General features: G+C 54.9%; 19 protein-coding genes. All 19 read left to right on the forward strand.

Annotated features, from left to right (window positions below):
* The first annotated feature begins 219 nt into the window (after window positions 1-219).
* Entirely contained in the window at window positions 220-3,750 is a 3,531-nt protein-coding gene (gene addB, locus GYMC10_RS08780) for a helicase-exonuclease AddAB subunit AddB (RefSeq protein ID WP_015734190.1), read from the forward strand.
* 5 nt (window positions 3,751-3,755) lie between these two features.
* A complete protein-coding gene (gene addA, locus GYMC10_RS08785; protein ID WP_041622128.1) occupies window positions 3,756-7,868 on the forward strand; it encodes a helicase-exonuclease AddAB subunit AddA in 4,113 nt (1,370 codons plus the stop codon).
* Between the two features lie 54 nt (window positions 7,869-7,922).
* A complete protein-coding gene (locus GYMC10_RS08790; RefSeq protein ID WP_015734192.1) occupies window positions 7,923-9,107 on the forward strand; it encodes an exonuclease SbcCD subunit D in 1,185 nt (394 codons plus the stop codon).
* Window position 9,108: 1 nt separating this feature from the next.
* A complete protein-coding gene (locus tag GYMC10_RS08795) occupies window positions 9,109-12,552 on the forward strand; it encodes an AAA family ATPase (protein ID WP_015734193.1) in 3,444 nt (1,147 codons plus the stop codon).
* Window positions 12,553-12,834: 282 nt separating this feature from the next.
* Window positions 12,835-13,194, forward strand: coding sequence for a histidine triad nucleotide-binding protein (locus GYMC10_RS08800; protein ID WP_015734194.1), 360 nt, complete (start codon window positions 12,835-12,837; stop codon window positions 13,192-13,194).
* Between the two features lie 184 nt (window positions 13,195-13,378).
* On the forward strand, window positions 13,379-13,552 hold the full coding sequence (gene rpsU, locus GYMC10_RS08805; protein WP_005547957.1) for a 30S ribosomal protein S21: 174 nt from the start codon (window positions 13,379-13,381) through the stop codon (window positions 13,550-13,552).
* 16 nt (window positions 13,553-13,568) lie between these two features.
* Window positions 13,569-14,009: a GatB/YqeY domain-containing protein gene (locus GYMC10_RS08810; RefSeq protein ID WP_006209020.1), complete on the forward strand. Its 441-nt coding sequence runs from the start codon at window positions 13,569-13,571 to the stop codon at window positions 14,007-14,009.
* A gap of 265 nt (window positions 14,010-14,274) precedes the next feature.
* Window positions 14,275-15,636, forward strand: a complete 1,362-nt coding sequence (locus GYMC10_RS08815; RefSeq protein WP_015734195.1) for an NfeD family protein — start codon at window positions 14,275-14,277, stop codon at window positions 15,634-15,636.
* A gap of 93 nt (window positions 15,637-15,729) precedes the next feature.
* On the forward strand, window positions 15,730-16,737 hold the full coding sequence (gene floA, locus GYMC10_RS08820; protein WP_009590804.1) for a flotillin-like protein FloA: 1,008 nt from the start codon (window positions 15,730-15,732) through the stop codon (window positions 16,735-16,737).
* A 129-nt stretch (window positions 16,738-16,866) separates the two neighbouring features.
* Window positions 16,867-17,334, forward strand: coding sequence for a hypothetical protein (locus tag GYMC10_RS08825; protein ID WP_261979626.1), 468 nt, complete (start codon window positions 16,867-16,869; stop codon window positions 17,332-17,334).
* A 192-nt stretch (window positions 17,335-17,526) separates the two neighbouring features.
* Window positions 17,527-17,820: a sporulation protein YqfC gene (gene yqfC, locus GYMC10_RS08830; protein ID WP_009590797.1), complete on the forward strand. Its 294-nt coding sequence runs from the start codon at window positions 17,527-17,529 to the stop codon at window positions 17,818-17,820.
* Window positions 17,817-19,010 (forward strand): sporulation protein YqfD, encoded by a 1,194-nt coding sequence (yqfD, locus tag GYMC10_RS08835; RefSeq protein WP_015734197.1) that lies wholly within the window; start codon window positions 17,817-17,819, stop codon window positions 19,008-19,010. The genes yqfC and yqfD overlap by 4 nt, the downstream gene beginning before the upstream one ends.
* Window positions 19,011-19,016: 6 nt before the next feature.
* Window positions 19,017-19,988: a PhoH family protein gene (locus GYMC10_RS08840; protein WP_009590792.1), complete on the forward strand. Its 972-nt coding sequence runs from the start codon at window positions 19,017-19,019 to the stop codon at window positions 19,986-19,988.
* Window positions 19,989-20,002: 14 nt separating this feature from the next.
* Window positions 20,003-22,303 (forward strand): HD family phosphohydrolase, encoded by a 2,301-nt coding sequence (locus GYMC10_RS08845; protein ID WP_015734198.1) that lies wholly within the window; start codon window positions 20,003-20,005, stop codon window positions 22,301-22,303.
* Between the two features lie 2 nt (window positions 22,304-22,305).
* Window positions 22,306-22,803 carry an rRNA maturation RNase YbeY gene (gene ybeY / locus GYMC10_RS08850; protein ID WP_015734199.1) on the forward strand — a complete coding sequence of 166 codons (498 nt, stop codon included), beginning with the start codon at window positions 22,306-22,308 and terminating at the stop codon, window positions 22,801-22,803.
* Entirely contained in the window at window positions 22,803-23,186 is a 384-nt protein-coding gene (locus GYMC10_RS08855; protein WP_015734200.1) for a diacylglycerol kinase family protein, read from the forward strand. Before ybeY ends, GYMC10_RS08855 begins: the two co-directional genes overlap by 1 nt.
* A gap of 21 nt (window positions 23,187-23,207) precedes the next feature.
* Complete coding sequence (cdd, locus tag GYMC10_RS08860; RefSeq protein WP_015734201.1) at window positions 23,208-23,615, forward strand: cytidine deaminase; 408 nt, start codon at window positions 23,208-23,210, stop codon at window positions 23,613-23,615.
* A 72-nt stretch (window positions 23,616-23,687) separates the two neighbouring features.
* Window positions 23,688-24,590: a GTPase Era gene (gene era, locus GYMC10_RS08865; protein ID WP_015734202.1), complete on the forward strand. Its 903-nt coding sequence runs from the start codon at window positions 23,688-23,690 to the stop codon at window positions 24,588-24,590.
* 138 nt (window positions 24,591-24,728) lie between these two features.
* Window positions 24,729-24,869: a YqzL family protein gene (locus GYMC10_RS31805; RefSeq protein WP_009590824.1), complete on the forward strand. Its 141-nt coding sequence runs from the start codon at window positions 24,729-24,731 to the stop codon at window positions 24,867-24,869.
* The last annotated feature ends 35 nt before the right edge of the window (window positions 24,870-24,904 follow it).

The following is a 24,904-nucleotide window of genomic DNA, read 5'->3' on the forward strand; positions in this document are numbered from 1 at the left end:
TTGGGAATGGGAATGAAATCCAAACGTATGTTCCACCAATCAGGACTTATGTTATACTAGTAATCAGCATCTTTTTTGATAGAGCCGAACCATCACGCAAGATTTGACATACATTTTTGATCTTGAACTACTAGATTCAAAGGGCATGATTTCACCGGGTCAGCAGCTGGTTTTGAAGGTGAATGAGTCTCTTTCGGCAAGATGTAAAGGAGGCATAGCATGAGCGTTCAATTTGTTATCGGCAGGTCGGGCAGCGGCAAGAGCACGTCGATCCGCCAAGAGATGATCGAACGGTTGGAGCATAATCCCAAGGGGGATCCGATGATCTTGATCGTTCCGGAGCAAGGCTCCTATGAAGCGGAGCACGCGCTCGTCAATGCGGGAGGCATTCGCGGCATGATGCGCGCGCAGGTGCTTAGCTTCCGCCGTCTGGCTTACCGCGTCATGCAGGAAACCGGCGGAGCCGCGAAAGTGGCGATCAGCGAGGAAGGCAAGCGGATGCTGCTGTATAAAATTCTGCGGAGGCGCAAGGAAGAGCTCCACATGTTCGGCGCCTCGGGAGAGCAGCATGGCTTTGTCGGCAAGCTGAGCGAGCTGTACACGGAAATGAAGCGCTATTGCATTGACGCCTCATGCGTGGAGGAGCAGCTGGGACAGATGGTATCCGGCTCCGGGAATTCACCGATGCTGCGGCGGAAGCTGGAGGACATCGTAACGGTCTTTCGCGATTTCGAGGTTGAAATTTCACGGTTTTACATGGATGAGGAAGACACGCTGGCCTCATTGGCTGAGGGTGTGACCGAATCGGAATATATCAAGCGTGCCGACATCTGGATCGACGGCTTCCACGGCTTTACGCCGCAGGAGTACCGGGTGCTGCAGGAGATCATCGTGCATGCCAAGCGAGTGACGATCGCGCTGACGCTGGACAAGCCTTACAGGAACGGGACGGTTCCGCATGAGCTGGATCTCTTTCATCCTACTGCGGTGACGTACATAAAGCTCAAAGGGATTATCGATGAGATCGGGCTGGAGGCGGAGCACCGCATTCTTCATCCCGATGTTCTGCCGCGGTTTCAGGAATCTCCCATGCTTGCCCATCTCGAGCGCGGTTATGATCGGAAGAAGCGCTGGGCGGAACCGGATGAAGGCCCGGACACAGCGAGCAGTCCAAACCGCGGGAGGAAAGGTCTGCTTTTACACGCTGCCAGCCATCGCCGGGCCGAAATCGAAGGAGCTCTGCGCGAAATGCTGCGGCTGGCACAGGAGGAAGGGGCAAGATACCGCGAAATGGCTGTTTTTGTCCGGAATATGGGGGACTATGAGCATCTGATGGGTCCTTTGTTCAGGGAATACGGCGTTCCTTATTTTCTCGATCAGAAGCGGAGCGAGCTTCACCATCCGCTGGTCGAGTTCATTCGCTCAGCGCTTGATGTCATCGGACGCCGGTGGCGTTATGAGGACGTATTCCGCTGCGTGAAGACGGATCTGCTGCTGCCGCTGGACGGTTCGCTTACCCGTGAGGACATGGACCGTTTGGAGAACCATGTGCTGGCTTCCGGAATCCAGGGCACGCGCTGGACGGACGGCCGTCCCTGGAAGGGAGTTCCAAGCCTTTCTTTAGAAGAGGGGGAAAGCGAGATCCGCAATCAGGACGGCATGGCGGCGATCGAGTACGCCAGGAAGGTGATAACGGAACCGCTGCATGCGTTCGAGAAGCGGATGAAAAAGGCTGCGAGCGCGACGGATCAGAGCACCGCGGTCTATCGGCTGCTGGAGGAGTGCGCTGTGCCCGAGAAGCTGGAGCTGTTAAGCCGGGCTGCACTGGATGCCGGGCGTCCTGAGGAAGCCCGGGAACATCGCCAGGTATGGGGAGCCGTGCTCGGCCTGCTCGACCAAATCGTCGAGATGATGGGCGCGGAGAAGCTAAGCACCGAATTGTTTACCGGCGTGCTGGGTACGGGACTTACGGAAATGAAAATGGCTCTTGTGCCTCCGTCTCTGGACCAGGTGCTCATCGGCAGCATGGACCGGACGCGGACGGGCGGGGTGAAATATGCTTTTCTTCTGGGCATTAACGACGGCGTGCTCCCGGCCCAGTTCCAGGATGACGGCATCCTGACGGAGCCGGAACGGGTTCATCTTGAAGACCGCGGGCTGGAGCTTGCCCCGAGCATATCCCGAAGACTGCTGGATGAACGGTTTCTGATCTACAATGCGCTGACTTCGGCCAGCAAACAGCTGTGGGTCAGCTACCCTGCAGCGGATGATGAAGGCAAGCCGTTACTGCCATCCGAGGTGGTGCGGCATCTGAAGCTGATGTTCCAGCTGGAAGAGGAGCCTTTGTTTCCAAGACCGCATGCCGGGCAATCGGCCCTTGAGCAGGAGGGTTATGCGGTCCGTCCGGACAAGACGCTTGCTTATTTAGCGGGCCGGCTTCGCGACTGGAGGAATGGGGAGGAGATCCCGGATTTGTGGTGGCATGTTTACAACTGGTATGCGGAGCAGCCGGGTTTGCGGCCCCGCCTCACGACCATGCTCTCCTCCTTGTCTTACCGGAATGAAGCCCGGCCTCTCAAGCTGGAAACCAGCAGACAGTTGTACGGAACGAAGCTGCGGACAAGCGTATCCCGGATGGAGCGCTTTGTTGCCTGCCCGTTCTCCCATTTTGCCTCCCATGGGTTGAAGTTGAGAGAGCGGCAGCTGTACAGGCTTCAGGCTCCCGACATCGGACAGCTGTTCCATGCTGCCTTGAGCAGCATGGCCGTCAAGTTCCAATCGCAGCATCGAAGCTGGGGAGACCTGACCGCTGAGGAATGCCTGCGCGAAGCGGAAGCGACCGTGGATCGGCTCGCACCGATGCTGCAGGGTGAAATCCTGCTCAGCTCCAAGCGGTACGGCTATATTTCGCGAAAGCTTAAAAACATCGTGGGCCGAGCGTCGGTCATATTGGGAGAGCAGGCGAGGCGCGGCAAATTCGAGCCGATCGGCCTTGAGCTTGATTTCGGTCCCGGAAAGCCGCTGCCTCCCCTGGCGTTTGAATTGCCGAACGGGACCAAGATGGAGATTGTCGGGCGCATAGACCGGGTCGACATGGCCCGAGGCGAGCATGGCATCATGCTTCGGGTCATCGATTATAAATCGAGCCAGAAGGATCTGCGACTGCATGAGGTCTATTACGGCCTATCCCTGCAGATGCTGACCTATCTGGACGTGCTGCTGACGTTTGCGGAGGAATGGCTGGGCGAGCAGGCCCTGCCTGCGGGAACCTTGTACTTCCACGTGCATGATCCGGTATTGCAGTCCGCCAACGGCATGACGCCGGAGCAGGCGGCAGAGGAGCTGCTCAAGCGCTACAAAATGAAAGGTCTGCTCCTGGCAGACCGCGAAGCGGTGTCCCTCATGGATTCGTTCCTTGAAAAAGGGCACTCTGCCATCCTGCCCGTCGCCGTCAAAACGGACGGCAGCTTCTACAGCAGCGCGGCCGTGGCAACGCCTGACCAGTGGGAGACCCTGTTGTCCACCGTGCGGGAGAACATGCTGAACATCGGCTCCCGCATCACAGGCGGCGATGTCGCGATTAAACCGTATCGGATACAGCAGGAGACCGCCTGCACGTTCTGTTCTTTCCGGCCCGTATGTCAGTTCGACGACGCGATTGAGGGCAGCGAATACAAGCTGCTGGGCAAACCGGGCAAAGATCAGGTGTGGGATATGCTTGGACATCCGAAGGGAGGAGAGAGCCGGTGAGAGAGATGATAGCAAAACCCGAGGGAAGCATGTGGAGCGACGACCAGTGGAAAGCCATTGCGCTGTCGGGCGACGATATGCTGGTTGCAGCTGCGGCAGGTTCAGGGAAAACCGCCGTGCTGGTTGAACGGATCATTCGCAAAATCCTGGACGATGCCGCCGGGTTCAGCGTAGATCGGCTGCTTGTGGCTACCTTTACGAAAGCCGCCGCTGCCGAAATGCGGGGACGGATCCGGGAAGCGCTGGACCGTGAGCTGGACCGGGATCCGGATAATGAGCATATCCGGCGTCAGCTCGCTTTGCTTGGCAGAGCGTCGATTACAACGCTGCACTCCTTCTGCATGGAAGTCATTCGGCGATATTATCAGTTAATACCGCTGGATCCGGGATTCCGCATCCTGAACGAACATGAGGCGGATTTAATGCGGCAGGATATGCTGGAGGAGCTGTTCGAAGAGAAATACGGTGAGGTGGAGGGGGACCCGGAAAGCCGGTTTCTGCGCTTGGCGGACTGGTTCAGCGGCGAGCGAACGGACGATGCGCTGTACCGTCTCGTGCAGCGTCTATACGATTTCTCCCGCAGCCATTCATGGCCGTCACACTGGCTTAGGGAGACAGCCGCCGGCTTTCAGGTGGCCGATACGGAAGCCCTCGGTAACACGCCATGGGTCCAGAGCATCTTGGCTGATGCACGCCTGGCTCTGAACGGAGCGGCAGGGCTGCTGCAGCAAGCCAAGGCCATTGCCATGCAGCCGGGAGGGCCAACACCGTATGCGGACAATCTCGATGAGGACTTGCGACTGGTGGCTTCCCTGCTGGAGGCCATCGATACTTCGCCGTGGGAATCGTTGTACGGCATTTTCCGCGAGGCGTCTTTCGGCAAGCTCAAATCCGTTCGGAAGGATGAGGTGCTGCCGGAGCTGCAGGAGCAGGTCAAGGAACTGCGCGACAACGTGAAGAAAATCGTAAATGAGCTGAAAAATGCATTGTTCGGCCGTCCGGCATCGGAGTTTTTGCGGGAGCTTCATACGGCAGCGCCGCTGATGATGGAGCTGGCCGAGACGGTGATCGCGTTTGGCGAGCGTTACAGGGAAGCCAAGGCGGCCAAAGGCATGGTCGACTTTAATGACCTTGAGCATTACTGCCTCCATATACTTCGCCATCCCGATTCCGTGCCGGGACATATGATGCCTTCCGATGCGGCGATGGAATACCGCGAGCAGTTTGATGAAGTGCTGCTGGATGAATATCAAGATACGAACAGCGTGCAGGAAGACATCGTACGATTGATTTCTCGGGAGATGCCGGGCAACCGGTTTATGGTCGGCGACGTGAAGCAGAGTATTTATCGGTTCCGTCTGGCGGAACCGGGACTGTTTCTCGATAAGTACAAGACGTTTTCTTCCGGGACAGGCACGTCCCAAACAGGCATCCGAATTGATCTGGCCCGTAATTTCCGCAGCCGGATGGAAGTGGTGGACGCCGTCAATTTGCTGTTCCGGCAGATCATGAACGAATCGGTAGCCGAGATTGCCTATGATGAACGGGCCGAGCTTGTATGCGGAGCTTCTTTTCCGGAACAGGAAACGAACGGAGGCGCGAATCCCTACATGCCCGAAATGCTGCTGATCGACCGTGCCGGAAAAGGTCCGGAGGAGCAGTCCGATGAATCGGCTTCCGAAGAGGACGGGGTTCAGCTTGAAGCTGAGGCGCTCGAAATGGAAACCGCCCAGCTGGAAGCCCGCGCCATCGCCCGCAAAATCCGCGAAATGACAGGCGAAAGCGGAAAGCCGCTCATGGTTTACGATAAAGGGTTGAAAACGATGCGGCCCGCCGGGTACGGAGACATGGTCATTTTGCTGCGCTCAGCCATGGTTTGGGCACCGTTAATTATTGAGGAGTTAAGGCTGGAGGGAATACCGGCATTCGGCGAGCAGAACAAGGGATACTTTCAGGCTACGGAAGTGGAAATCATCTTATCGCTGCTGCAGGTGATCGATAATCCGCGGCAGGACATTCCTTTGGCTTCGGTATTGCGCTCGCCCATTCTTGGATTATCCGAGGAAGAGATGGCACAGGTTCGCCTGTGCGCGAAAGGGACTTATTACGATGCGCTGAAGGCAGCGGTCTCGTTAAGCGTCGCGCCGCCGGTCATGGATCCGGCACGCCCTATGGGCTTCGTCGACGGAAAATGGACGCCGGGCGCAGGACTGGAAGGCCTGGCCGAAGCCGCCGCCGGTCATGAGCTCGTAGCAGGCAGCCATCTTTCGGATGCCCCGCTAACGGCGGAGGGCCATGCTATCGAAATATCGGCGGAGCTTGGCGCCAAACTTGGATTGTTTATGGATCGGCTGCAGCGCTGGCGGCAGGAAGCGCGTCAGGGAAGCCTGAGCGATCTGATCTGGGGGATTTACAGCGAAACCGGATATTTGGATTGGGTTGGCGGCTTGCCCGGCGGCAGGCAGCGTCAGGGCAATCTGACCGCCCTATATGACCGGGCCGTGCAGTATGAACAGGACACAGCCTCCAGAGGGCTCTTCCGTTTTCTGACCTTTATCTCGCGTCTCCGCGAGCGCGGCGGGGATCTTGGCACGGCCGGAGGCACGGAAAGCCAGGGCAACGCGGTGCGCCTGATGACCATTCACAAGAGCAAGGGCCTGGAGTTTCCGGTCGTGTTCGTGGCGGGATTGTCCAAAAATTTCAACCAACAGGATTTGAACGCCCCCTTCCTGATGCATAAGGAGCTTGGCTTCGGACCGAAGTTCGTGGATGAAGGCATGCGCGTAAGCTACCCGACGCTGCCAAACCTGGCGATTCGGCGCAGATCGCAGCTGGAGCTGCTGGCCGAGGAGATGCGGGTGCTCTACGTTGCGCTTACACGGCCGAAAGAGAAGATGATCCTGGTCGGCACGGTGAAGGATTTGCCGAAAAAGGTGTCCGCTTGGGCACAGGCCGATTTTAACCCGGAGTTGCTTCTGCCGGATTACGTCCTTGCCCGGGGACGGAGCTACCTGGATTGGATCGGTCCGGCCGTGATACGGCATCCGTCTGCGAGTCCGCTCCGCGGACAGGCGGGATTGCCGGAAGAGACGAGCTCGCGCGCGTTAGCGGCAGACCGATCGCAATGGATATTCTCGATTGAAACGCCGGAATCCCTGGCACAGGGCATGACCGGCATGAGCGATGACGTTCAGGCGGACAGCGAAAATCGAATGATGAAGCTGAATGCCCTGCGCAGCCTCGAGCCTGTTCCGGAATCTGCGATTGCCGAAGCGGAAGAGGAGGGGACGGATGTTCAGCGGGCTTCCATCGATCAGCGGTTGTCGTGGAGTTATCGTTATGAAGCGGTCAGTCAAATATCGGCCAAAACGTCCGTAACGGAGATGAAAAAGCTGCTTGCCCTGCAGGACAGCCCCTCCTTGGATTTATTGGAGGAACGGGCCGTGAAACGCCAGAGCAGGGAAAGTATCGACGCAAGCACCTCCTTCACGCTGAGCCTGCGGCGGCCGAAATTTATGGAGTCCACGAAGCTGACGCCCGCCGAGCGGGGAACCGTCTATCATACCATCATGCAGCATCTGCCGCTTCAACGGCTGGAAGACGCTGCAGAACCGACAGCGGAGATCGAAGAAACCATCCGTTACCTGGTGGAAAAGGAGATCATCACCGGTGAGCAGGCTTCCGCGGTGGAAGCAGCCGAGATTAGCAGCCTTTTTGATTGCGACCTTGGAAAGCGGGTGCTGTCAGCAGAGGATGTCTGGCGCGAGATGCCGTTTTCCTATGCGCTCCCAGCGGCAGAAGCTTATCAGGGGCTGGCTTTTCTGGACCCGATTTCGGAACATTCGGCCCAAGGATTGCCTGAGATGGAGCTGCTGCGGGACGAAACGGTGCTGATTCAAGGGGTTGTGGACTGCATGTTCAGGCATAACGGCCGCCTTGTGCTGCTTGATTATAAGACCGACCGGGTGCTGGAGCATCGCGGCGGCCTGACGGCCTTGGCTGACCAGTATCGTTTTCAGCTGGACCTGTATGCAAAGGCTTTGGAGGATATTTTAGGCGAACCTGTGCATGAGAAATGGCTGTACTTTTTTGATGGGGGACATGCCGTACAGGTATAACCTTTCGGTAAGTTATGTTTTGTTAGACGTTTGAAGCGGGAGAGGAGATTATCGATGCGTATTTTGCATACCGGGGACTGGCATCTGGGGCGCACGCTCGAAGGCCGAAGCCGGCTTGCCGAGCAGGAGCGCTTTCTGGATGAACTGGTTAAGCTGGCGGACGATCAGCAGGCGGACCTGATCCTTATGGCGGGGGATGTTTATGATTCCGTGAATCCGCCTGCGTCAGCCGAGCAGCTGTTTTACGAAGCGGCCGCCAGACTTACGGAGGGAGGCCGCCCCATGGTGGTCATTGCAGGCAACCATGATCAGCCGGAACGGGTTGCATCCGTTACGCCGCTTGTTGCAGCCAGAGGCATCACGCTGATAGGGACACCTATCGCCGATGCGGTAACGGTTGCCACAGCCCGTACCGGAGAAACGGCCAAGATCGCAGCTCTGCCCTACCCGTCAGAGGCCAGGCTCAACGAGCTGTTATCGGTCGACGGGGATGAGGATCAGCTTCGCCGCGCCTACAGCGAGAGAGTCGGAAAACTGATGAGGATGATGGCAAGGGAATTTTCTCCGCAGACGGTCAATCTGGCGATGAGCCATATCTATGTCCTTGGCGGCGTCGAGAGCGATTCCGAGCGTCCGATTCAAGTCGGGGGAGCGTACACGGTCGATCCGTCGGCACTCGCTGTCGGCGCTGCCTATACGGCGCTGGGTCACCTGCATCGTTCCCAGGCTGTGAAAGGGGATGGGATGATCCGCTACAGCGGATCCCCGCTGGCCTACAGCTTCTCGGAAGCGGGACAGGCGAAATCGGTGACCATGGTTGACGTATCGCCGGGAGGAAGTCCCGTGATTGAGGAGCTGTTTCTCAGCAGCGGCCGCCCGCTTGTCCGATGGAAGGCCAAAGGCGGCTTGGATGAAGTCTACCGCTGGCTGGATGAGGGGCGTGATCCCGAGGCTTTCATTGATCTGGAGGTATCCTTAACGGAGGCCATGGGGCTTGCCGATATTCAGCGGCTGCGCAAGAGCAGGGACGGCATCGTCCACATTCGTCCGGTATACCCGGAGATGGAAGCGTTGGAGCTGGAGAGCGAGCGCTCAAGGCTGCCGCTGCCGGACCTGTTCCGAAAGTTCTACCAACGGCAAACCGGGGGAGCTGAGCCTGAGGATCACCTGGTCGATTTGTTTCTGGAGCTGGTTGAGGAAGAGGAGTCTGAGTCTGACGGCACGGAGGTGAAGTCTTAGAATGAAGCCGATTTTGTTGAAGTTATCCGGACTGCAGAGCTACCGAAGCACGCAGGAGATTGATTTCGAAACGTTGTGCGAAACCGGGCTCTTCGGTATTTTCGGACCGACGGGCAGCGGGAAATCCACGCTGCTGGATGCGATTACCTTAGCCATGTACGGAAAAGTGGAGCGCGCGGTTAACGGAACCCAGGGCATCATGAACCACTCGGAGGACGGTCTGTCCGTCTCCTTTACGTTTGAGTTGTCTTCCGCGGCTGGGCTGGAGCGATACCGGGTAGAGCGCAGGTTCAAACGGGTAAACGAGCTTTCCATCAGCAATACGGTGAGCCGTTTCATTCGCGTTACCCCCGAAGGGGATCAGGTGGTGGCGGATAAATTGGCCGAGGTCACCCGCTGCGTCGAAGAGAAAATCGGGCTCAAAATGGACGATTTTACCCGTGCGGTCGTGCTTCCACAGGGAAAGTTCGCCGAATTCCTTTCCCTGAAGGGGAGCGAACGCCGGCAGATGCTGCAGCGGTTGTTCCATTTGGAACGGTACGGGGATCAGCTTGCGATCAAGCTCAGCCGCCGTGTTAAGGATACGGAGGGTTCTCTGAAATCGGTCGAAGCGGAACAGCAGGGTCTTGGAAGTGCAGGCAAGGAAGCTTTGGCGGAAGCAACTGCGGTGCTGGAACATGCCAAGAAACACGCGGCGTTATCCCGCAATCAACTCCAAGCCGCCATGGAAGCCCATGAAGCTATGGGAAAAATTCGCGAGCTGGATATGGAAAAGCGGCGGCTGCAGGGGAAGCTGGACGAGCTTGCCCAGCATGAGGAAGAGATGCAGCGGTTGGAACGCCGCCTTGAGCTGACAGGGGCTGCGGCCGCCGTTCTCCCCGCGCTTGAGGCATGGCGCGAATCCGGCAAGGCATGGGATCAGCGGCGGCGGACTGCCGAAGGGCTCCTGGCGCAAGCCGCGTCCGCCCAGCAGGCAGCCGAGCAGGCGGTGAAGGCGGATGAAGCCGCCCAAGCTGCGCTTCGGGCCGAGGAACCGAAGCTGGTGCTTCGGGAGCAGCAGCTGGAGCAGGCCGTTTTATTGCAGCGGGAACGTGATGCATTACGGGAAGAACTGGCCAAGCTGGATGCGCAGCGAACGAAAGCGCGCCAAGAGCGCGAAGGGGTAACCGCTCTGCTGCATAAGGAGCAGGAGCTGCTCGAACGAGGCCGCAGGCGGCAGGAGGAGCTGCAGGGCAAGCTGAAAGGGCTGGAGACCCGCTCAGGGGAGCGCCAGGCGCTTCATTTGGCGATGCAGAAGGTTCAAGCGCTTGAGGCTGTCCGAAGGCAGAAGCACAAGTCCGAGCTCGAACTGAAATCGCAGGAGGGCAAGCTGAAGGAGCTCGAGGCCAGATTGGGTACCATGCAGAAGCAGGAGCAGGAGCTGCAGCGCGATTACATACAGCTCTCCATGCAGGCTGACGGCTTGCAGCGTGACGCAGCCGAAGCATCGGCATTTGCCGATCGGATCGCCGCCGCCGCAGTCGAGGTAAGCCAGGCGATGAGCCGATCGCTTCGGGACAGACAGCTTCATGCGCTGTCCCTTTCGCTGGCCGCCGAGCTCCGGCCAGGCGAGCCTTGTCCCGTGTGCGGAAGTCAGCATCATCCGCAACCGGCCGTTTCGGCAGGACAGCCTGAAGAGACTTTGGATGAGGGCATGGACCGGCTGACGCGGATCACGCATCAAATCCAGGAAGCCAGACTGACTCTGCGGGGGCAGCATAACGAAGCGGAGTCGCTGGCGAGTCAATCGCGTTCGCAGATCGGCACTTTCGCAGAAGGCGAATTGATTGACGCGATTTCCTTCAGGCAGAGCGGATCGATGGAAGCCGCGGTAACCGCCATGCCTGTCGCTGAAGGGCCGTACGACGCGGAAAAGCTTGCTTCGGATACAGCCTGGCTCATAGAAGCGGCTGATGCTCAAGCTGCTGCCATCGGACAATGCCGAGCGGAAGTTTCCAAGGTGCAGCAGAGTCTCCTGGCATGTCGGCAGGAGCTGATGAAACAGAGCGCCGCGCTGGAGAATGGGCAAGCGGCAGAGCACCAGATGCGGGATCAGTTAGCCGGGTTGGAAACCGAAGCTGCGGACATTTTGGCTTCCTGGCAGGAAAACAAGCCGGAATTTCCTTTGGAAGAGGCAGCTGCCCGTTTTCAGCTCATGCAAGAGAAGGACGCGGAATCCGAATCGATTAAGGAAGGGCTTGAGCGCAGCGTTCCATTCATCGAAGAGAAAAAGGAGGCCGTCCTCCGCTTGGAGCAGCAGCTGCTTGAGCTCGAAAAGCTGCAGATTCAATGGGATGCGCAGCGGGAAGGAAAGGCGGATGGCCTGAAGGATAAAGAAGAGCGGCTTCAGGCTTGGATCGGAGACCGGTCGGCTGAGGAAATGCTGGGCGAGTGCAGGTCCAGGATGAAGCTGCTTAAGGAGTCCGCGGAACAAGCCAGGAGCGAATGCAGGAAGGCAGAGGAGGCGGCTCGGCATGCAGCCAAGGAAGCGGCGCTTGCGGAACAGGCGGAAATAGCCGCGCAGGAGCAGCACGTGGCTGCCAAGCTTGCCTGGGAGAACCAGCTGGCCGCCTCTCCGTTCGCTACGGAGCATGCCGTCATGGAAGCCTGCTTGACCCCGGAAGAAAGCGAACGATGTGCCCAGCTCGTGAAAGCGCATCGGGACGGGCAGCGGGAATGGACCCTGAGGCTTCGCGACGTCGAGCTGAAGCTTGGCACCCGCCCGTTCCAAGAAGAGGACTGGGAACGGTGCACAGCCGAGCTTCAGGCGGCCCGTGCAACCGACGAGGAAGCGCTGCAGGCGAGAGCCCGGGCGGAGCGGGATTTGGAAGACTTGAACCAGCGTCACGTCCGGTTCATGGAATTGGAAGAGCGGCGCCTAAACCTCCAGCGAGAGAGCGAACGCTTGTCCAAATTGCAGTCCTGCTTGCGCGGCAACGCGTTTGTTGAATATATTGCGGAAGAACAGCTGATGCAGGTGAGCCAGTCGGCCTCCCAGCGTCTTCGCTATTTGACCAAGCAGCGCTACTCGCTTGAGGTGGATTCCGGCGGAGGTTTTGTCATTCGGGACGATGCCAACGGCGGCGTCCGGCGTCCGGTATCCACTTTATCCGGCGGCGAGACGTTCCTGACCTCATTGGCCTTGGCTTTGGCGCTCTCCGCCCAAATCCAGCTGCGCGGGCAATATCCGCTGCAATTCTTTTTCCTCGACGAAGGATTCGGCACGCTGGATCCGGAGCTGCTGGAGACGGTCATCACCGCGCTTGAGCGCCTCCATACCGATAAGCTAACCGTCGGCATCATCAGCCATGTGCCCGAGCTTCGGGCACGCCTGCCGCGCAAGCTGGTGGTACAGCCGGCGGAACAGGCGGGAGCGGGATCCCGGATTGCAATCGAATCGATGTAGCCGCAAAACATAAGGCGGTGTGATTTAAATCACGGAAACAGCAACAAGGCACTGTTATAGTACAGATAAGCCGACATATAGAGGAAGCACCGGGCTGGCGCTTGATCATGAGAGATTCCTTTCTTTTCCCTTGCTCTCGTGATGAAGCGCCTCCTTACTGGACAGCTGCGTTCCAGGGGTGCTTCTCTTTTTTTTTATATGGATCATCTTCCATTGATTGGACGCACTGCCCGTTTTCTTATATGATAAAAGCATGTACACGCATGAAAGGGGTAACCGCGAATGGATTGTGTTTTTTGTAAAATCGTAGAAGGTGAGCTTCCTTCCACGAAGATACTCGAGAATGATAAGGTGCTCGTATTTCAAAACATCAACCCGGAAGCGCCGGTTCATGTCTTGATCATTCCGAAGAAGCATATCGCTTCCATGAACGATATTGGGGATGAGGACCTGCTGCTGATTGGCGAGATGCACAAAGCGGCTAAAGAGGCCGCGGCCAAGCTGGGCATTGCGGAGAGCGGTTATCGGTTAATTAACAACTGTGGTCGCGATGGGGAACAAACGGTGTTCCACGTGCACTATCACCTGATGGGCGGCCGCCGCTTAGGCGCATTAACCGGCATTTCCCCGGCTCATACATAATTTCTTGCATAGGAAGAAATATATCAGCCTCGCAGCGCATGGCCGCCGCGGGGGTGTTTCCATTGCACGGACTATCGTAAATTAAACGCCCAAGGTTGACACCCTATTTCGGTTTGCCCTATAATGAAGTTTGATGAACCGTGTTAATGCTCTTGGACGGTCTGGTCGGAGGGAGGGAAAACTGGTGTCTGAAACTAAAGTTCGCAAAAACGAGACAATTGATGCTGCACTTCGTCGCTTCAAGCGTTCCATTGCTAAAGATGGCGTATTGGCTGAAGTGAAGAAACGCAAGCATTATGAAAAGCCAAGCGTAAAGCGCAAGAAAAAGTCCGAGGCTGCTCGTAAGAGAAAGTTTTAGGAGGATCTGAACTAGCATGAATCTTAGCGAACGATTGAACGAAGATATGAAGCAAGCGATGAAGAGTAAGGACAAGTTCAAACTCTCAACGATTCGAATGGTTCGTTCGACGATAAAAAATCTTGAAATAGATTTGAAACGAAGTTTGGATGACAACGAAGTGCTTGATATTTTTAGTCGTGAAATCAAACAGCGCAAAGATGCCCTCCAAGAATTTGAAAAAGCGGGACGCGACGATCTTGCCGCCGATGCAAAAGCAGAAATTGAGCTCCTTAGCGCCTACCTCCCGGAACAGCTTACTGAAGAAGAAATTAAAGTCATTGTACAGCAGACCATCCAGGAAACCGGTGCTTCTTCAAAAGCCGAGATGGGTAAAGTAATGAGCGCTCTCATGCCGAAAGTTAAAGGGCGTGCAGACGGAAAGCTTGTCAATCAAGTTGTTCAACAATTTCTGTAACAACATAAGTGAAACACCCCTTGTTTTCTCAAGGGGTGTTTTTTCTTTGTCGTGAAGGAGCAGGGCTTGGAGAAGCCGAGCGCCTTGATCGATGGTTTTTTCCATGGATGGGCATACTTTTTGAAACGAAATCGTTTCTGATTCGTAATAACTACCATATGGGTGCAAGTAGATACATATGCTTATGCAAGAGGCAGGCCGCTGAACTTGTTTTGTCGAAATGAAGGTAGAGGTGGCCGAATTAAGTCGAAAAGGAGGGGAAAAGATGAGTAGAAAGTTGTGGATGCGCAGATTCCTGACGTTAACGGCAGCGGTCGTGATGATGCTGATATCGATCGGAATGTATGCAGCACCGATGAAATCCGCGATGGCGGCTAACATCGGGTCGGTGTACGTCATTCCGGTGAAGCAGCCGATCGAACGCGGCTTAACCAGCTTTATGGAACGCGGATTTAAGGAAGCCAAAGAGATGGCGGCAGGACTGATCGTCCTGGAAATCGATACGCCGGGCGGTCTTGTCGACCAAGCGGGTGAAATTGCTACCTTGATGAAGGGCAGCGAGATTCCGATCGTGGCTTACATTACGGGCGATGCGGCATCGGCCGGCAGTTACATCGCACTCAATGCAGACAAGATTGCCATGTCCGAGGGCAGCATGATCGGCGCGGCTTATATGGTGGATGCCAGAGGCAATCGGATCGAAGATGCCAAGCTGGTTTCCTGGTGGAAGAGCAAGATGGCAGGAGCTGCCGAGGCGGGTGGTCGAAACAAAGAAATCGCGATGGGCATGGCAGATATCAATCTGAAGGTCGATATGCCTGAAATCGGATTGACGAAACAACCTGGCGAGGGTCTATCCTTGACGCATGATGAAGCGCTGAAGACAGGCTATGCGGACACGATTGCGAACAGCACCGAAGAGGTCATCACATGGATGGACTACTCCACGCAGGACGTATTTCGGATGGAGCCGACCTTCTCGGAGAAGCTGGCTACATTTCTTACGCATCCCGGGGTTATGACGCTGCTGTTGTTCATCGGTATCGCCGGCGTGATTATCGAAGTCATTGTTCCAGGCTTCGGCGTGCCGGGGATTCTTGGCGTGGTTGCATTCGTGCTCTATTTCTTCGGCAATCAGGTGGCCGGATTTGCCGGTTGGGAGACCTGGCTGCTGTTTGTGATCGGTATCGTGATGCTGGCGATGGAGCTGTTTGTGCCAAGCTTCGGGATACTGGGCATCATAGGCTCAGCCAGCTTGATTGCCGGCGTCGTCATGGCGGCCTATAGCACCTCTCATGTTGCTCTGTCCCTTGGGGTTGCGGCGGCATCGGCCCTGGTGGCCATCATTGTGGTTGCCCTCGTATTCAAGGAACGGGGAGTATGGCGCAAGTTCATACTCAGCGACAGCTTATCGAAGGAACAGGGGTATATTCCGAATGAAGACCGGGATGTACTGATCGGCCTGGTCGGAACTTCGATTACGCCGCTTAGGCCGGCTGGGACGATGGAACTTGAGGGACGGCGCCTTGATGTGGTTACCCTTGGCGGATTCATCGATTCCGGCCGACCGGTCCGCGTCATCAAGACGGACGGTACCCGAATTGTGGTAGAGGAAGAAAAAGGGTGAACCTCTGCGCGGAATTGTGTAGTATTAAAAGAGCCCGTGTTTAAACGTTCTACGTGATGAAGGCAAATATTCAATATTGGAGGGTAAACGAATATGGAATTGGATGGTTCTTTGGTACCGATTCTTCTAATCGGGGTTGTCGCGATTATCCTGCTTAGCGTGTTTTTCAGTTTCTTCCCGTTAATGCTCTGGATCTCGGCGCTCGCTTCCGGCGTGCGCATCGGGATTATTACATTGGTGGCTATGCGCCTGCGGCGCGTAACGCCAAGCCGGATCGTGAATCCGCTCATCAAGGCCACAAAGGCAGGACTTGGTCTTAATATCAACCAGCTGGAGAGTCACTATCTGGCCGGCGGTAACGTAGACCGGGTGGTCAACGCCTTGATTGCAGCCCAGCGCGCGAATATTCCGCTCGAGTTTGAAAGAGCTGCTGCGATCGACCTTGCCGGACGCGATGTACTGCAGGCGGTGCAAATGAGCGTTAACCCGCGCGTGATCGAAACGCCGGTTGTAGCAGCCGTAGCAAAAGACGGTATTGAAGTCAAAGTTAAAGCACGTGTAACGGTACGTGCCAATATTGACCGTTTGGTCGGGGGTGCTGGCGAAGAGACGATTATTGCTCGTGTCGGTGAAGGTATCGTAACGACGGTAGGTTCCAGTAATTCGCATAAAGATGTTCTTGAAAATCCGGACCTGATCTCAAGAACGGTTCTGTCCAAGGGACTCGACGCAGGAACAGCGTTTGAGATTCTGTCTATTGATATCGCGGACGTGGATGTAGGCAAAAACATCGGTGCTTACCTGCAGACCGAACAGGCCGAAGCCGACAAGCGCATTGCTCAAGCGAAGGCGGAAGAACGCCGTGCCATGGCGGTAGCGCAAGAGCAGGAGATGAAGGCTCGCGTCGTAGAGATGAGAGCACGCGTCGTGGAATCGGAATCTCAAGTTCCGCTCGCGATGGCAGAAGCGCTTCGCAGCGGCCAGCTGGGCGTGATGGATTATATGAACCTGAAGAATATCGAAGCCGATACGCAAATGAGAGGTTCCTTCGGTAAGATGGGTGAGAATAATGACAACTCCGGAGACAACAAAACCAAGTAACCACGATGAGGTGAGCCTATAGTGAGCTGGTTAATCGAAAATTTTTACATTGTAGCTGTTATAGGCTTCTTCATTATCTCCGCCCTCGGAAGAAGGGGAAAGAACCCCGAGGAGGGGAAAAACCCTCGTATGCCATCCTTCGGCGGCGAAGGGGACCGTCCTGCAAGACCGGGGCAGCAGCGGTCACAGCGGCCTGAAGCAAGACGGGTACAGACGGCTCCACAAGTCTCCCGTCCGCCTGTTCAGGAAAGCACCCGGATCGAGCGGTTGGATGAAGAAGAAACGGATACCGGGAACGGATACTCTCTTGAACATCAAGAGATTGATCGAGCGAGACGTGAGGAAGAGATGAGGTTCCACCCTGACAGCATAGATCATAGAATCGAGATGATGGAGAAGGACTTAACCCGGATTCACTCTAATTTGAATCGGATGACCATCGCATTACCTGAAACTGTTGTCGAAAGCCAAGATGAAGATCGCGAACAGACTAGGAGCAGTCGATCGAATCTTGCAGAACAGGCTCGAAACGGCATTGTTTGGGCCGAAATTTTGGGACCCCCGCGTGCCAAACGCTCCATGAACTCTCGCCGGTAATCTTCGGACGCTTTGAGGGTTTCAGAAACTAAGATTGGGTGAGTTTTACGAAATTAGCTGCTGTTAATAGATTCATAGAAGCGGGAGACCGCCTCGTCAGATTTTTGACGGGGCGGTCTTTTTACTTTTCATCTCATAAAACGGCTACCTGGGGCATAAGGTGTACAGTACAGGAAGGGGGAAAGTCTCCATATGTCCCGCATCAGCCGCAAGCTGCAGAAATGGACCCAAGAAATGCTTGATTTGCCACAGGACCTGTTATTTGATTTACCGCGGTTGACCCTGATTGGCAATAAAGAGCTGCATATCGAAAACCATCGCGGAGTCCGGCATTTTTCCGAGGAACGACTTGTGTTGTCATTAACGCAGGGTTCTTTGGAGATTTCCGGGACCGGGCTTGCGATTCAGGCCATTCAAAGCCACGAAGTGACCATCATTGGCACCATTCATAATATTCAATACATAGGATTGGGGGAGAAACCGTGAAGATTCCGACGATGATCCATCTTCGAGGATATTTGAAGCTCGCCGTTCGCGGTGAGCATGTGGAAGCATTCATCAATTCATTGGCGGAGGCCGGGACCCCGGTTTGGGATGTAACACCGACAGGGGCGCATTCAGCAGAGTTTAAGCTGCTGCTGAAAGATTTCAAAGGGCTCCGTCCGCTGTTAAAACGGACAGGCTGCCGTACGCGCATCAAGGAGCGTTTTGGTTATCCTTTTCAAGCACGACGTCTGTTCAAACGCAAAGCTTTTGTTATCGGCGTCGTTGCGTTTTTTATGATCCTGCTGACGCTTTCGTCCATGGTATGGAACGTGGAAGTCGAGGGGAATGAAACGATTGCGTCGGAAGATGTGCTCGATGCGGCCAAACAGGAGGGCATTTATCCGTTTCAATGGATATTTAAGCTGCAATCGATGGACAAGCTGTCCGGCAATTTGACCGTCCGTCTTCCGGGAACCTCTTGGGTAGGGGTGGAACGCAACGGGACGCGCATACGCATTCAGATCGTCGAGGCAGCCGTGCCGGAGAAACCGCCTCTCCAGAGCCCAAGGCATCTGATCAGTACCCAGGACGCGGTAATTACTCACATGTACGCAGAGAAGGGGGTTCCTAAAGTAGGGATCAACAGCCGGGTGAAGAAGGGCGACATTCTGATCTCCGGGGTTCTTGGGGATGAGGAGAACTCGGAAAGAGTCGTAGCCAAGGGGGAAGTGAGAGGCCTGGTATGGCATGAATACGATATCGAAATTCCGTTGGTAAAAACGCATAAGGTCTATACGGGCGAAGGAAAGAAACGCTCCTATATCGTGTTCGGGGATCGTGCCGTTCAGTTGTGGGGCTACGGGGAAATCCCGTATTCGCAGCAGGAGACCCTGACCTTCTATGATCCGCTGACTTGGAGGACGCGCGTGCTGCCGCTCGGCTGGATGACGGAAAAAATCATGGAGGTCACCGAGGTCCAGCGGACCATTACCGAGGATGAAGCCAAAAAAGAGGGAATCGAGGGGGCACGCCGCGATATTTTGGCGAAATATGGGACCGATTCAAGATTCGTAAGCCAAAAAATTTTGCATGATAAGAAAGAGAATGGTAAAGTTTATATGAAAGTGCTTTTTGAGGTGGAAGAGACCATCGCGAAAGAACTTCCCATAGTATACGATCAAGGAGAATGAGGCTATTTGTCACAGCAAACGACCAGCATTCAAATTTTACTTCAAAGCGCGTCAGAAGGTCTGTCCTTATTCGGACCACAAGATACATTTCTAAAATTAATCGAAAAAGAGATTCCTGCGACGATCGATTCACGGGAAGCCGTCATCACGATTCGGGGACAACATCGAAATGTGGAGAGTCTTCAGCAGCTGTTTGAAGTGCTGCTCCAGCTTGTGCGCAACGGCTACATTTTGACCGAGCGCGATATTCTTTATGCTGTAGAACTTGCCAAGGATCTGAGAGCCGATCAGCTGCTGGATCTGTACAAGGGCGAGATTACGACAACTTTCAAAGGTAAGCCTATTCGAGTAAAAACCATCGGTCAGAAGCACTATGTGACCACCATCAAGAAGCGGGACATCGTATTCGGCATCGGTCCTGCCGGAACAGGGAAGACCTATTTGGCCGTCGTTCTGGCCGTAGCCGCGCTGAAGGAAGGATCCGTCAAAAGAATCATTCTGACAAGGCCCGCGGTGGAGGCCGGAGAGAGCCTGGGCTTCCTTCCCGGAGACCTACAAGAGAAGGTTGACCCTTATCTGAGACCTTTGTACGATGCCTTATACGACGTCATGGGCCCGGATCAAACGGCCAAGGCGCTGGAGCGCGGGTTGATCGAAATCGCGCCGCTCGCGTACATGCGCGGACGGACGCTGGACGACTCGTTTATTATTTTGGATGAAGCACAGAACACCACGCCGGAACAGATGAAGATGTTTCTGACACGGCTCGGATTCGGTTCGAAGATGGTCATTACAGGGGACGTGACCCAGATTGACCTGCCGCGGGGGAAAAAATCAGGACTTATCGAAGCTAAAACGATATTAAGCGGAATTGAGGAAGTCGGATTCGTCTATTTTGCCGAACAGGATGTTGTACGTCATTCCTTAGTACAAAAAATCATCGTCGCTTATGATAAAGCAGCAGAAAACCAAGATTAAAGGGGATTGTCGCAATGGCCTCCAAAGAACCATCGACGGACAAGTCCATGTGGAGTAAAAACAGCGGATGGAAATATAGCGTGGCAACACGCTATATTCTGTTTCTGCTGCTTGCTTTGCTCTTCTATATCAGTCTAGCATCCAAGCTTTTACCGGAACGCTATGACATCCAGGTCAATACGAAAAGCGAAAAGAATATCGTGGCGCCCGTTCAAATCGAGGACAGCAAGGCGACGCTGAAGGCACAGGAGGCGGCGGCGGAGAACGTCCAGCCGATTTACCCTCTCGTCCCGCTGCGGAACGACGTTCTGGTTACGCAGATCCTTGACCGTATTGAACGTTTGAACCAGGACGTGGATATCAGCTCCGCCGAAAAGGTGGAGATTTATCGCAAAGAAATTCCGCGGATGGCCAGAGAATTCGTGCAAAATTTCGTGTCGGCCAACAGCACGAATGAAGCCTACTCCAAAGAGCTGCTTCAGGAAATGCAGCGGGTCATCGAAGAACAAACCTATCGGATTCCCGAGGAAACGTTCATTAAGATACCGCGATTGAATTCGGAAGATATTATCCAGATGAAGCCCGTAGCTCGCGAGATCGTCTCCAGGCTGATGCTGAACGAGATCGTGGATGCCGACACGGCCCGCACCCGCGTGGCGGAACGAGTGAACACCAGCTCGTTGAATGATCGGACCGCGAGGGAAGTCGTTCAGGAACTGGCGAGTTTAACGATTACGGCCAACAAGTTCTATGACGAGGTCGCCACGAAGAATGCGAAGGTTGAAGCTCGCGAGAATACCCCGCCCGTCTTTATCAAACAAGGGGACACCCTTGTGGCAAAGGGTCAGCTCATCACGCCGGAACTGTACGAGCTGCTCGGCAAGAACGGGCTGCTGAAGGACGACATCAACTACTGGCCGGAGCTTGGCGTTTTGCTCCTGTCCGTTTTGCTGTCCCTCGGCATACTGATGTTCATCCGGCAGTCGGAGCCGGGCAAATTCAAATACAACAACTCGCAACTGCTGATGTTGGTCCTGGTGTACGTCATTACGCTGATCACCATGCATTTGACCGCATTTCTGCAGAGCGATTCCCAGATGTACGTGGGGTATTTGGCGCCTGTCGCGATCGGCGCGATTCTGGTTACCCTGCTGCTGGAGACCTCGCTTGCCTATTTCAGCGTCATTATCTTCAGCATCATGGCAAGCGTCATATTGAACGTTCAAGGGGAACTGTTCGACTTCAAGTTCGGGTTATTCGCAGCCGTGACTTCCTGCGTGGCGATCTTCTCGATCCACCGCGCGAGCCAGCGGTCGACGATGCTGAAGGGCGGCATCATGGCTTCTCTCTTCGGCGCCTTGATCGTGTTCATTATGCTGCTGCTCAATAACGACACGTGGACTACGACGGAAACGCTGTATTCGATCGGCTTTGCCATCGCGGGCGGACTGTTAACGGCGATCCTGGTTATCGGGCTCATGCCGTTCTTTGAAGTCACCTTCGGCATCCTCTCGGCGCTGAAGCTGGTTGAATTGTCGAATCCGAACCATCCGCTGCTCCGTAAACTGCTGACAGAGACGCCGGGCACATACCATCACAGCGTCATGGTCGGCAACTTGTCCGAGGCTGCTGCGGAAGCGATTGGCGCGAACGGACTGCTGTGCCGCGTCGGTTCTTATTATCACGATATCGGAAAAACCAAGCGCCCGATCTATTTCATCGAGAATCAGAACAATATGGAGAATCCGCATGATTCCATAGAACCGAAGCTGAGCAAATCCATTATCGTTGCGCATGCAAGGGATGGCGTGGAGATGCTTAAGGAGTATAAGCTTCCCAAGCCGATAAGGGATATCGCGGAGCAGCACCATGGCACCACGTTTTTACACTATTTCTATCATAAGGCGGTTCGCCAGGCGGAAGAGCAGGGCGTCGAGCCGGATTTCACGGAGGATGATTTCCGCTATCCGGGGCCGAAGGCCCAATCCAAGGAGTCTGCGATTGTCGGCATCGCCGACAGCGTGGAAGCGGCCGTCCGATCATTGCGTAAACCAACGGTCGAACAGGTCGAATCGATGATCGAGAAGATTATCAAGGGGCGTCTTGATGACCATCAGTTTAATGATTGCGATTTAACGATGAAGGAACTGGATATCATCGCCAAGACGTTAAAGGAGACGGTGATGGGGATTTTCCATTCCCGGATCGAATATCCGGAGGATGTGAAGCGTCCCAAACTATCCGCGCCGAACGGCGAAGCCTCGACCGCATCGGAGACGTCCGCAACGAGTGAGGAACAGAGAAGGAGCGTATAAGAATGAGCCTGCAGCTGGCATGGAATAATGAACAAGAGGATTTTCAGATTGGCGAGGAATTGATCGCCCTGCTTGAAGCGATTCTGCAGAAGGCCGGAGAGGCTGAAGGCGTAACCGATGGCGAGGTTGATCTGACCTTTGTCGATGATGAAGGGATCCATGAATTGAACCGGGAGTACCGGGGAATCGATCGTCCGACCGACGTGCTCTCCTTTGCCATGAATGAAATAACGAACGATGAGCTCGAGATCATTTATGAGCTGGAAGAGGGAGAAGAGCTGGAGAGCGTGCCGGATGTACTGGGCGATATCATTATTTCGGTCCCCCGGGCGAAGCTGCAAAGCGAAGAATACGGTCACTCCCTGGAGCGTGAGCTGGGTTTTCTGTTTGTTCACGGATTTCTTCACTTGCTCGGATATGACCATCAGGATGAGGCAAGCGAAGCCGAAATGATGGGCAAACAGGAAGCCGTACTAGCCGAAGTAGGATTAACAAGATAGTGAAGCCGCACAGACAATCGTTATACAGGGCTTTTGGGTGCGCCATGCGAGGCATCTTGACGGCTGTACAAACGGAACGCAATATGAAAATCCACATTGCTGCTGCCTTGATCGTGTTCATCGCAGCAGCTTTGCTGCAATTGGATCGAATCCGCTGGTTATTTTTGCTATTGGCGGTTTCCGTTGTATTCATCGCGGAGCTGGTCAATACTGCGGTGGAGGCCATCATCGATCTGGTCTCGCCTGAAGAACATGTGTTAGCCCGGGTGGCTAAGGATACGGCAGCCGGTGCAGCACTCGTTGCAGCGGTTTTTGCCGTCGTGATCGGCATTATGGTCTTCTATGAACCGGTATGGAAATGGATACAAACTTTAACAAACTGAACGATATAGGAGGAACTAGATATGGATGAAGGTTTGTTGATGCAAGAAGCGATTAAGGCGCGCACGCGGGCGTACATACCTTATTCGAAATTCGGCGTGGGAGCGGCCCTGCTGGATTCTCGCGGACAGGTGCATTTGGGCTGCAACGTGGAGAATGCCGCCTACGGACCGACCAACTGCGCGGAGCGCACGGCATTGTTCCGGGCGATTGCCGACGGTCATGAAGCGGGGAGTTTCCAAGCGATCGCCATCGTTGCGGATACGGACGGCCCGTGCACGCCGTGCGGCGTATGCCGGCAAGTGCTGGTGGAGCTGTGCAAGCCGGATATGAAGGTCATTATGGGTAACATGAAGGGCGACATCAAGGAGACGACCGTCAGCGAACTGCTGCCTGGGGCGTTCGGTCCATGGGATTTAAACAAGCAGTAAGACTCCAAATCATATAGTATGGAATCATGTAGTACACAACACGTAGATACGGAACCGTAACGGAGGCATGGTATGCAAAAAAAACAATTTAAATCCGGTTTTGTGGCAATTATCGGCAGACCGAACGTAGGAAAATCGACGCTGATGAACCAAGTGATCGGCCAGAAAATCGCCATCATGTCGGACAAGCCGCAAACGACAAGAAACAAAATCCATGGCGTTTATACGACCCCGGATTCCCAAGTGGTCTTTCTGGATACGCCGGGCATCCATAAGCGTCAGTCCAAGCTCGGAGATTATATGAACCAGACCGCTTTGAGCACATTGGGTGAGGTTGAAGCGGCATTGTTCCTGGTTGACGCGTCCGAGGGCATCGGCGGGGGAGACCGGTATATCGCCGAGCAGCTGCAGAAGATCAAGACGCCGATCATCCTGGTGATGAACAAAATCGACAAGATTGAGCCGCCCGCTCTGCTGCCTCTGATCGAGCAATATCGGAAGCTGCATGATTTTGCAGAGATCGTCCCGATTTCCGCGAAGCTCGGCAGCAATGTGAACACGCTGCTCGAGCAGATCCAGAAGTATTTGCCGCCAGGCCCGCAGTACTATCCTGAGGACCAAGTGACGGATCATCCGGAGCAATTCGTATGCGCCGAGCTGATTCGCGAGAAAATTTTGCACATGACCAGGGAGGAAGTGCCTCATTCCATCGCAGTCACCATCGAGGACATGCGGGTAGAAGAGAACGGAACCGTCTATATTTCCGCCGTTATTTTCGTAGAGCGCGATTCCCAGAAGGGCATCATTATCGGCAAGCAGGGGGCGCTGCTTAAAGAAGTGGGCAGACAGGCCCGCCAGGATATTCAAAGGCTGCTGGGGTCCAAGATTTTCTTGGAGCTCTGGGTTAAAGTAAAAAAAGATTGGCGCAATCAAGAACGCGTTCTTCGCGATCTCGGATTTCACCGCGGGGAATAATGAAGCCGGCTCAAATTCGAGGGAAATCATACGCGGCTGCCGCCTGCCAACAATTGCATTTCATAAATCTGCTCTAGAGGCACATCCTAATTTTCGTAGATGATGCAGACGTCATTTCCGAAGAGAGGATGAATACGAATGCGAGATTTTTCGTGGAAGTATTTTGCGATGACTGGAGATGTCGATGCGTATTTGCTGTATAAGGAAGCCGAGGGTGAATCGGTCCTTGCAGCTGCATCCGTTGAAGACGAGGCGGCCCCGAATGAAGAAGACGAGTAATCATTGGTTGTTCCAGGAATGGTTGGGGGAAAGCG

Origin of the sequence: Paenibacillus sp. Y412MC10, from assembly GCF_000024685.1 — a bacterium.
Taxonomy (GTDB): Bacteria; Bacillota; Bacilli; order Paenibacillales; family Paenibacillaceae; genus Paenibacillus_AQ; species Paenibacillus_AQ lautus_A.

Excerpts from the sequence above, each read along its gene's own strand:
- addB (WP_015734190.1), top strand. The coding sequence starts at position 220 with ATGAGCGTTCAATTTGTTATCGGCAGGTCGGGCAGCGGCAAGAGCACG.
- addA (WP_041622128.1), top strand. The coding sequence starts at position 3,756 with ATGATAGCAAAACCCGAGGGAAGCATGTGGAGCGACGACCAGTGGAAA.
- GYMC10_RS08790 (WP_015734192.1), top strand. The coding sequence starts at position 7,923 with ATGCGTATTTTGCATACCGGGGACTGGCATCTGGGGCGCACGCTCGAA.
- GYMC10_RS08795 (WP_015734193.1), top strand. The coding sequence starts at position 9,109 with ATGAAGCCGATTTTGTTGAAGTTATCCGGACTGCAGAGCTACCGAAGC.
- GYMC10_RS08800 (WP_015734194.1), top strand. The coding sequence starts at position 12,835 with ATGGATTGTGTTTTTTGTAAAATCGTAGAAGGTGAGCTTCCTTCCACG.
- GYMC10_RS08810 (WP_006209020.1), top strand. The coding sequence starts at position 13,569 with ATGAATCTTAGCGAACGATTGAACGAAGATATGAAGCAAGCGATGAAG.
- GYMC10_RS08815 (WP_015734195.1), top strand. The coding sequence starts at position 14,275 with ATGAGTAGAAAGTTGTGGATGCGCAGATTCCTGACGTTAACGGCAGCG.
- floA (WP_009590804.1), top strand. The coding sequence starts at position 15,730 with ATGGAATTGGATGGTTCTTTGGTACCGATTCTTCTAATCGGGGTTGTC.
- GYMC10_RS08825 (WP_261979626.1), top strand. The coding sequence starts at position 16,867 with ATGCCATCCTTCGGCGGCGAAGGGGACCGTCCTGCAAGACCGGGGCAG.
- yqfC (WP_009590797.1), top strand. The coding sequence starts at position 17,527 with ATGTCCCGCATCAGCCGCAAGCTGCAGAAATGGACCCAAGAAATGCTT.
- GYMC10_RS08845 (WP_015734198.1), top strand. The coding sequence starts at position 20,003 with ATGGCCTCCAAAGAACCATCGACGGACAAGTCCATGTGGAGTAAAAAC.
- ybeY (WP_015734199.1), top strand. The coding sequence starts at position 22,306 with ATGAGCCTGCAGCTGGCATGGAATAATGAACAAGAGGATTTTCAGATT.
- cdd (WP_015734201.1), top strand. The coding sequence starts at position 23,208 with ATGGATGAAGGTTTGTTGATGCAAGAAGCGATTAAGGCGCGCACGCGG.
- era (WP_015734202.1), top strand. The coding sequence starts at position 23,688 with ATGCAAAAAAAACAATTTAAATCCGGTTTTGTGGCAATTATCGGCAGA.
- GYMC10_RS31805 (WP_009590824.1), top strand. The coding sequence starts at position 24,729 with ATGCGAGATTTTTCGTGGAAGTATTTTGCGATGACTGGAGATGTCGAT.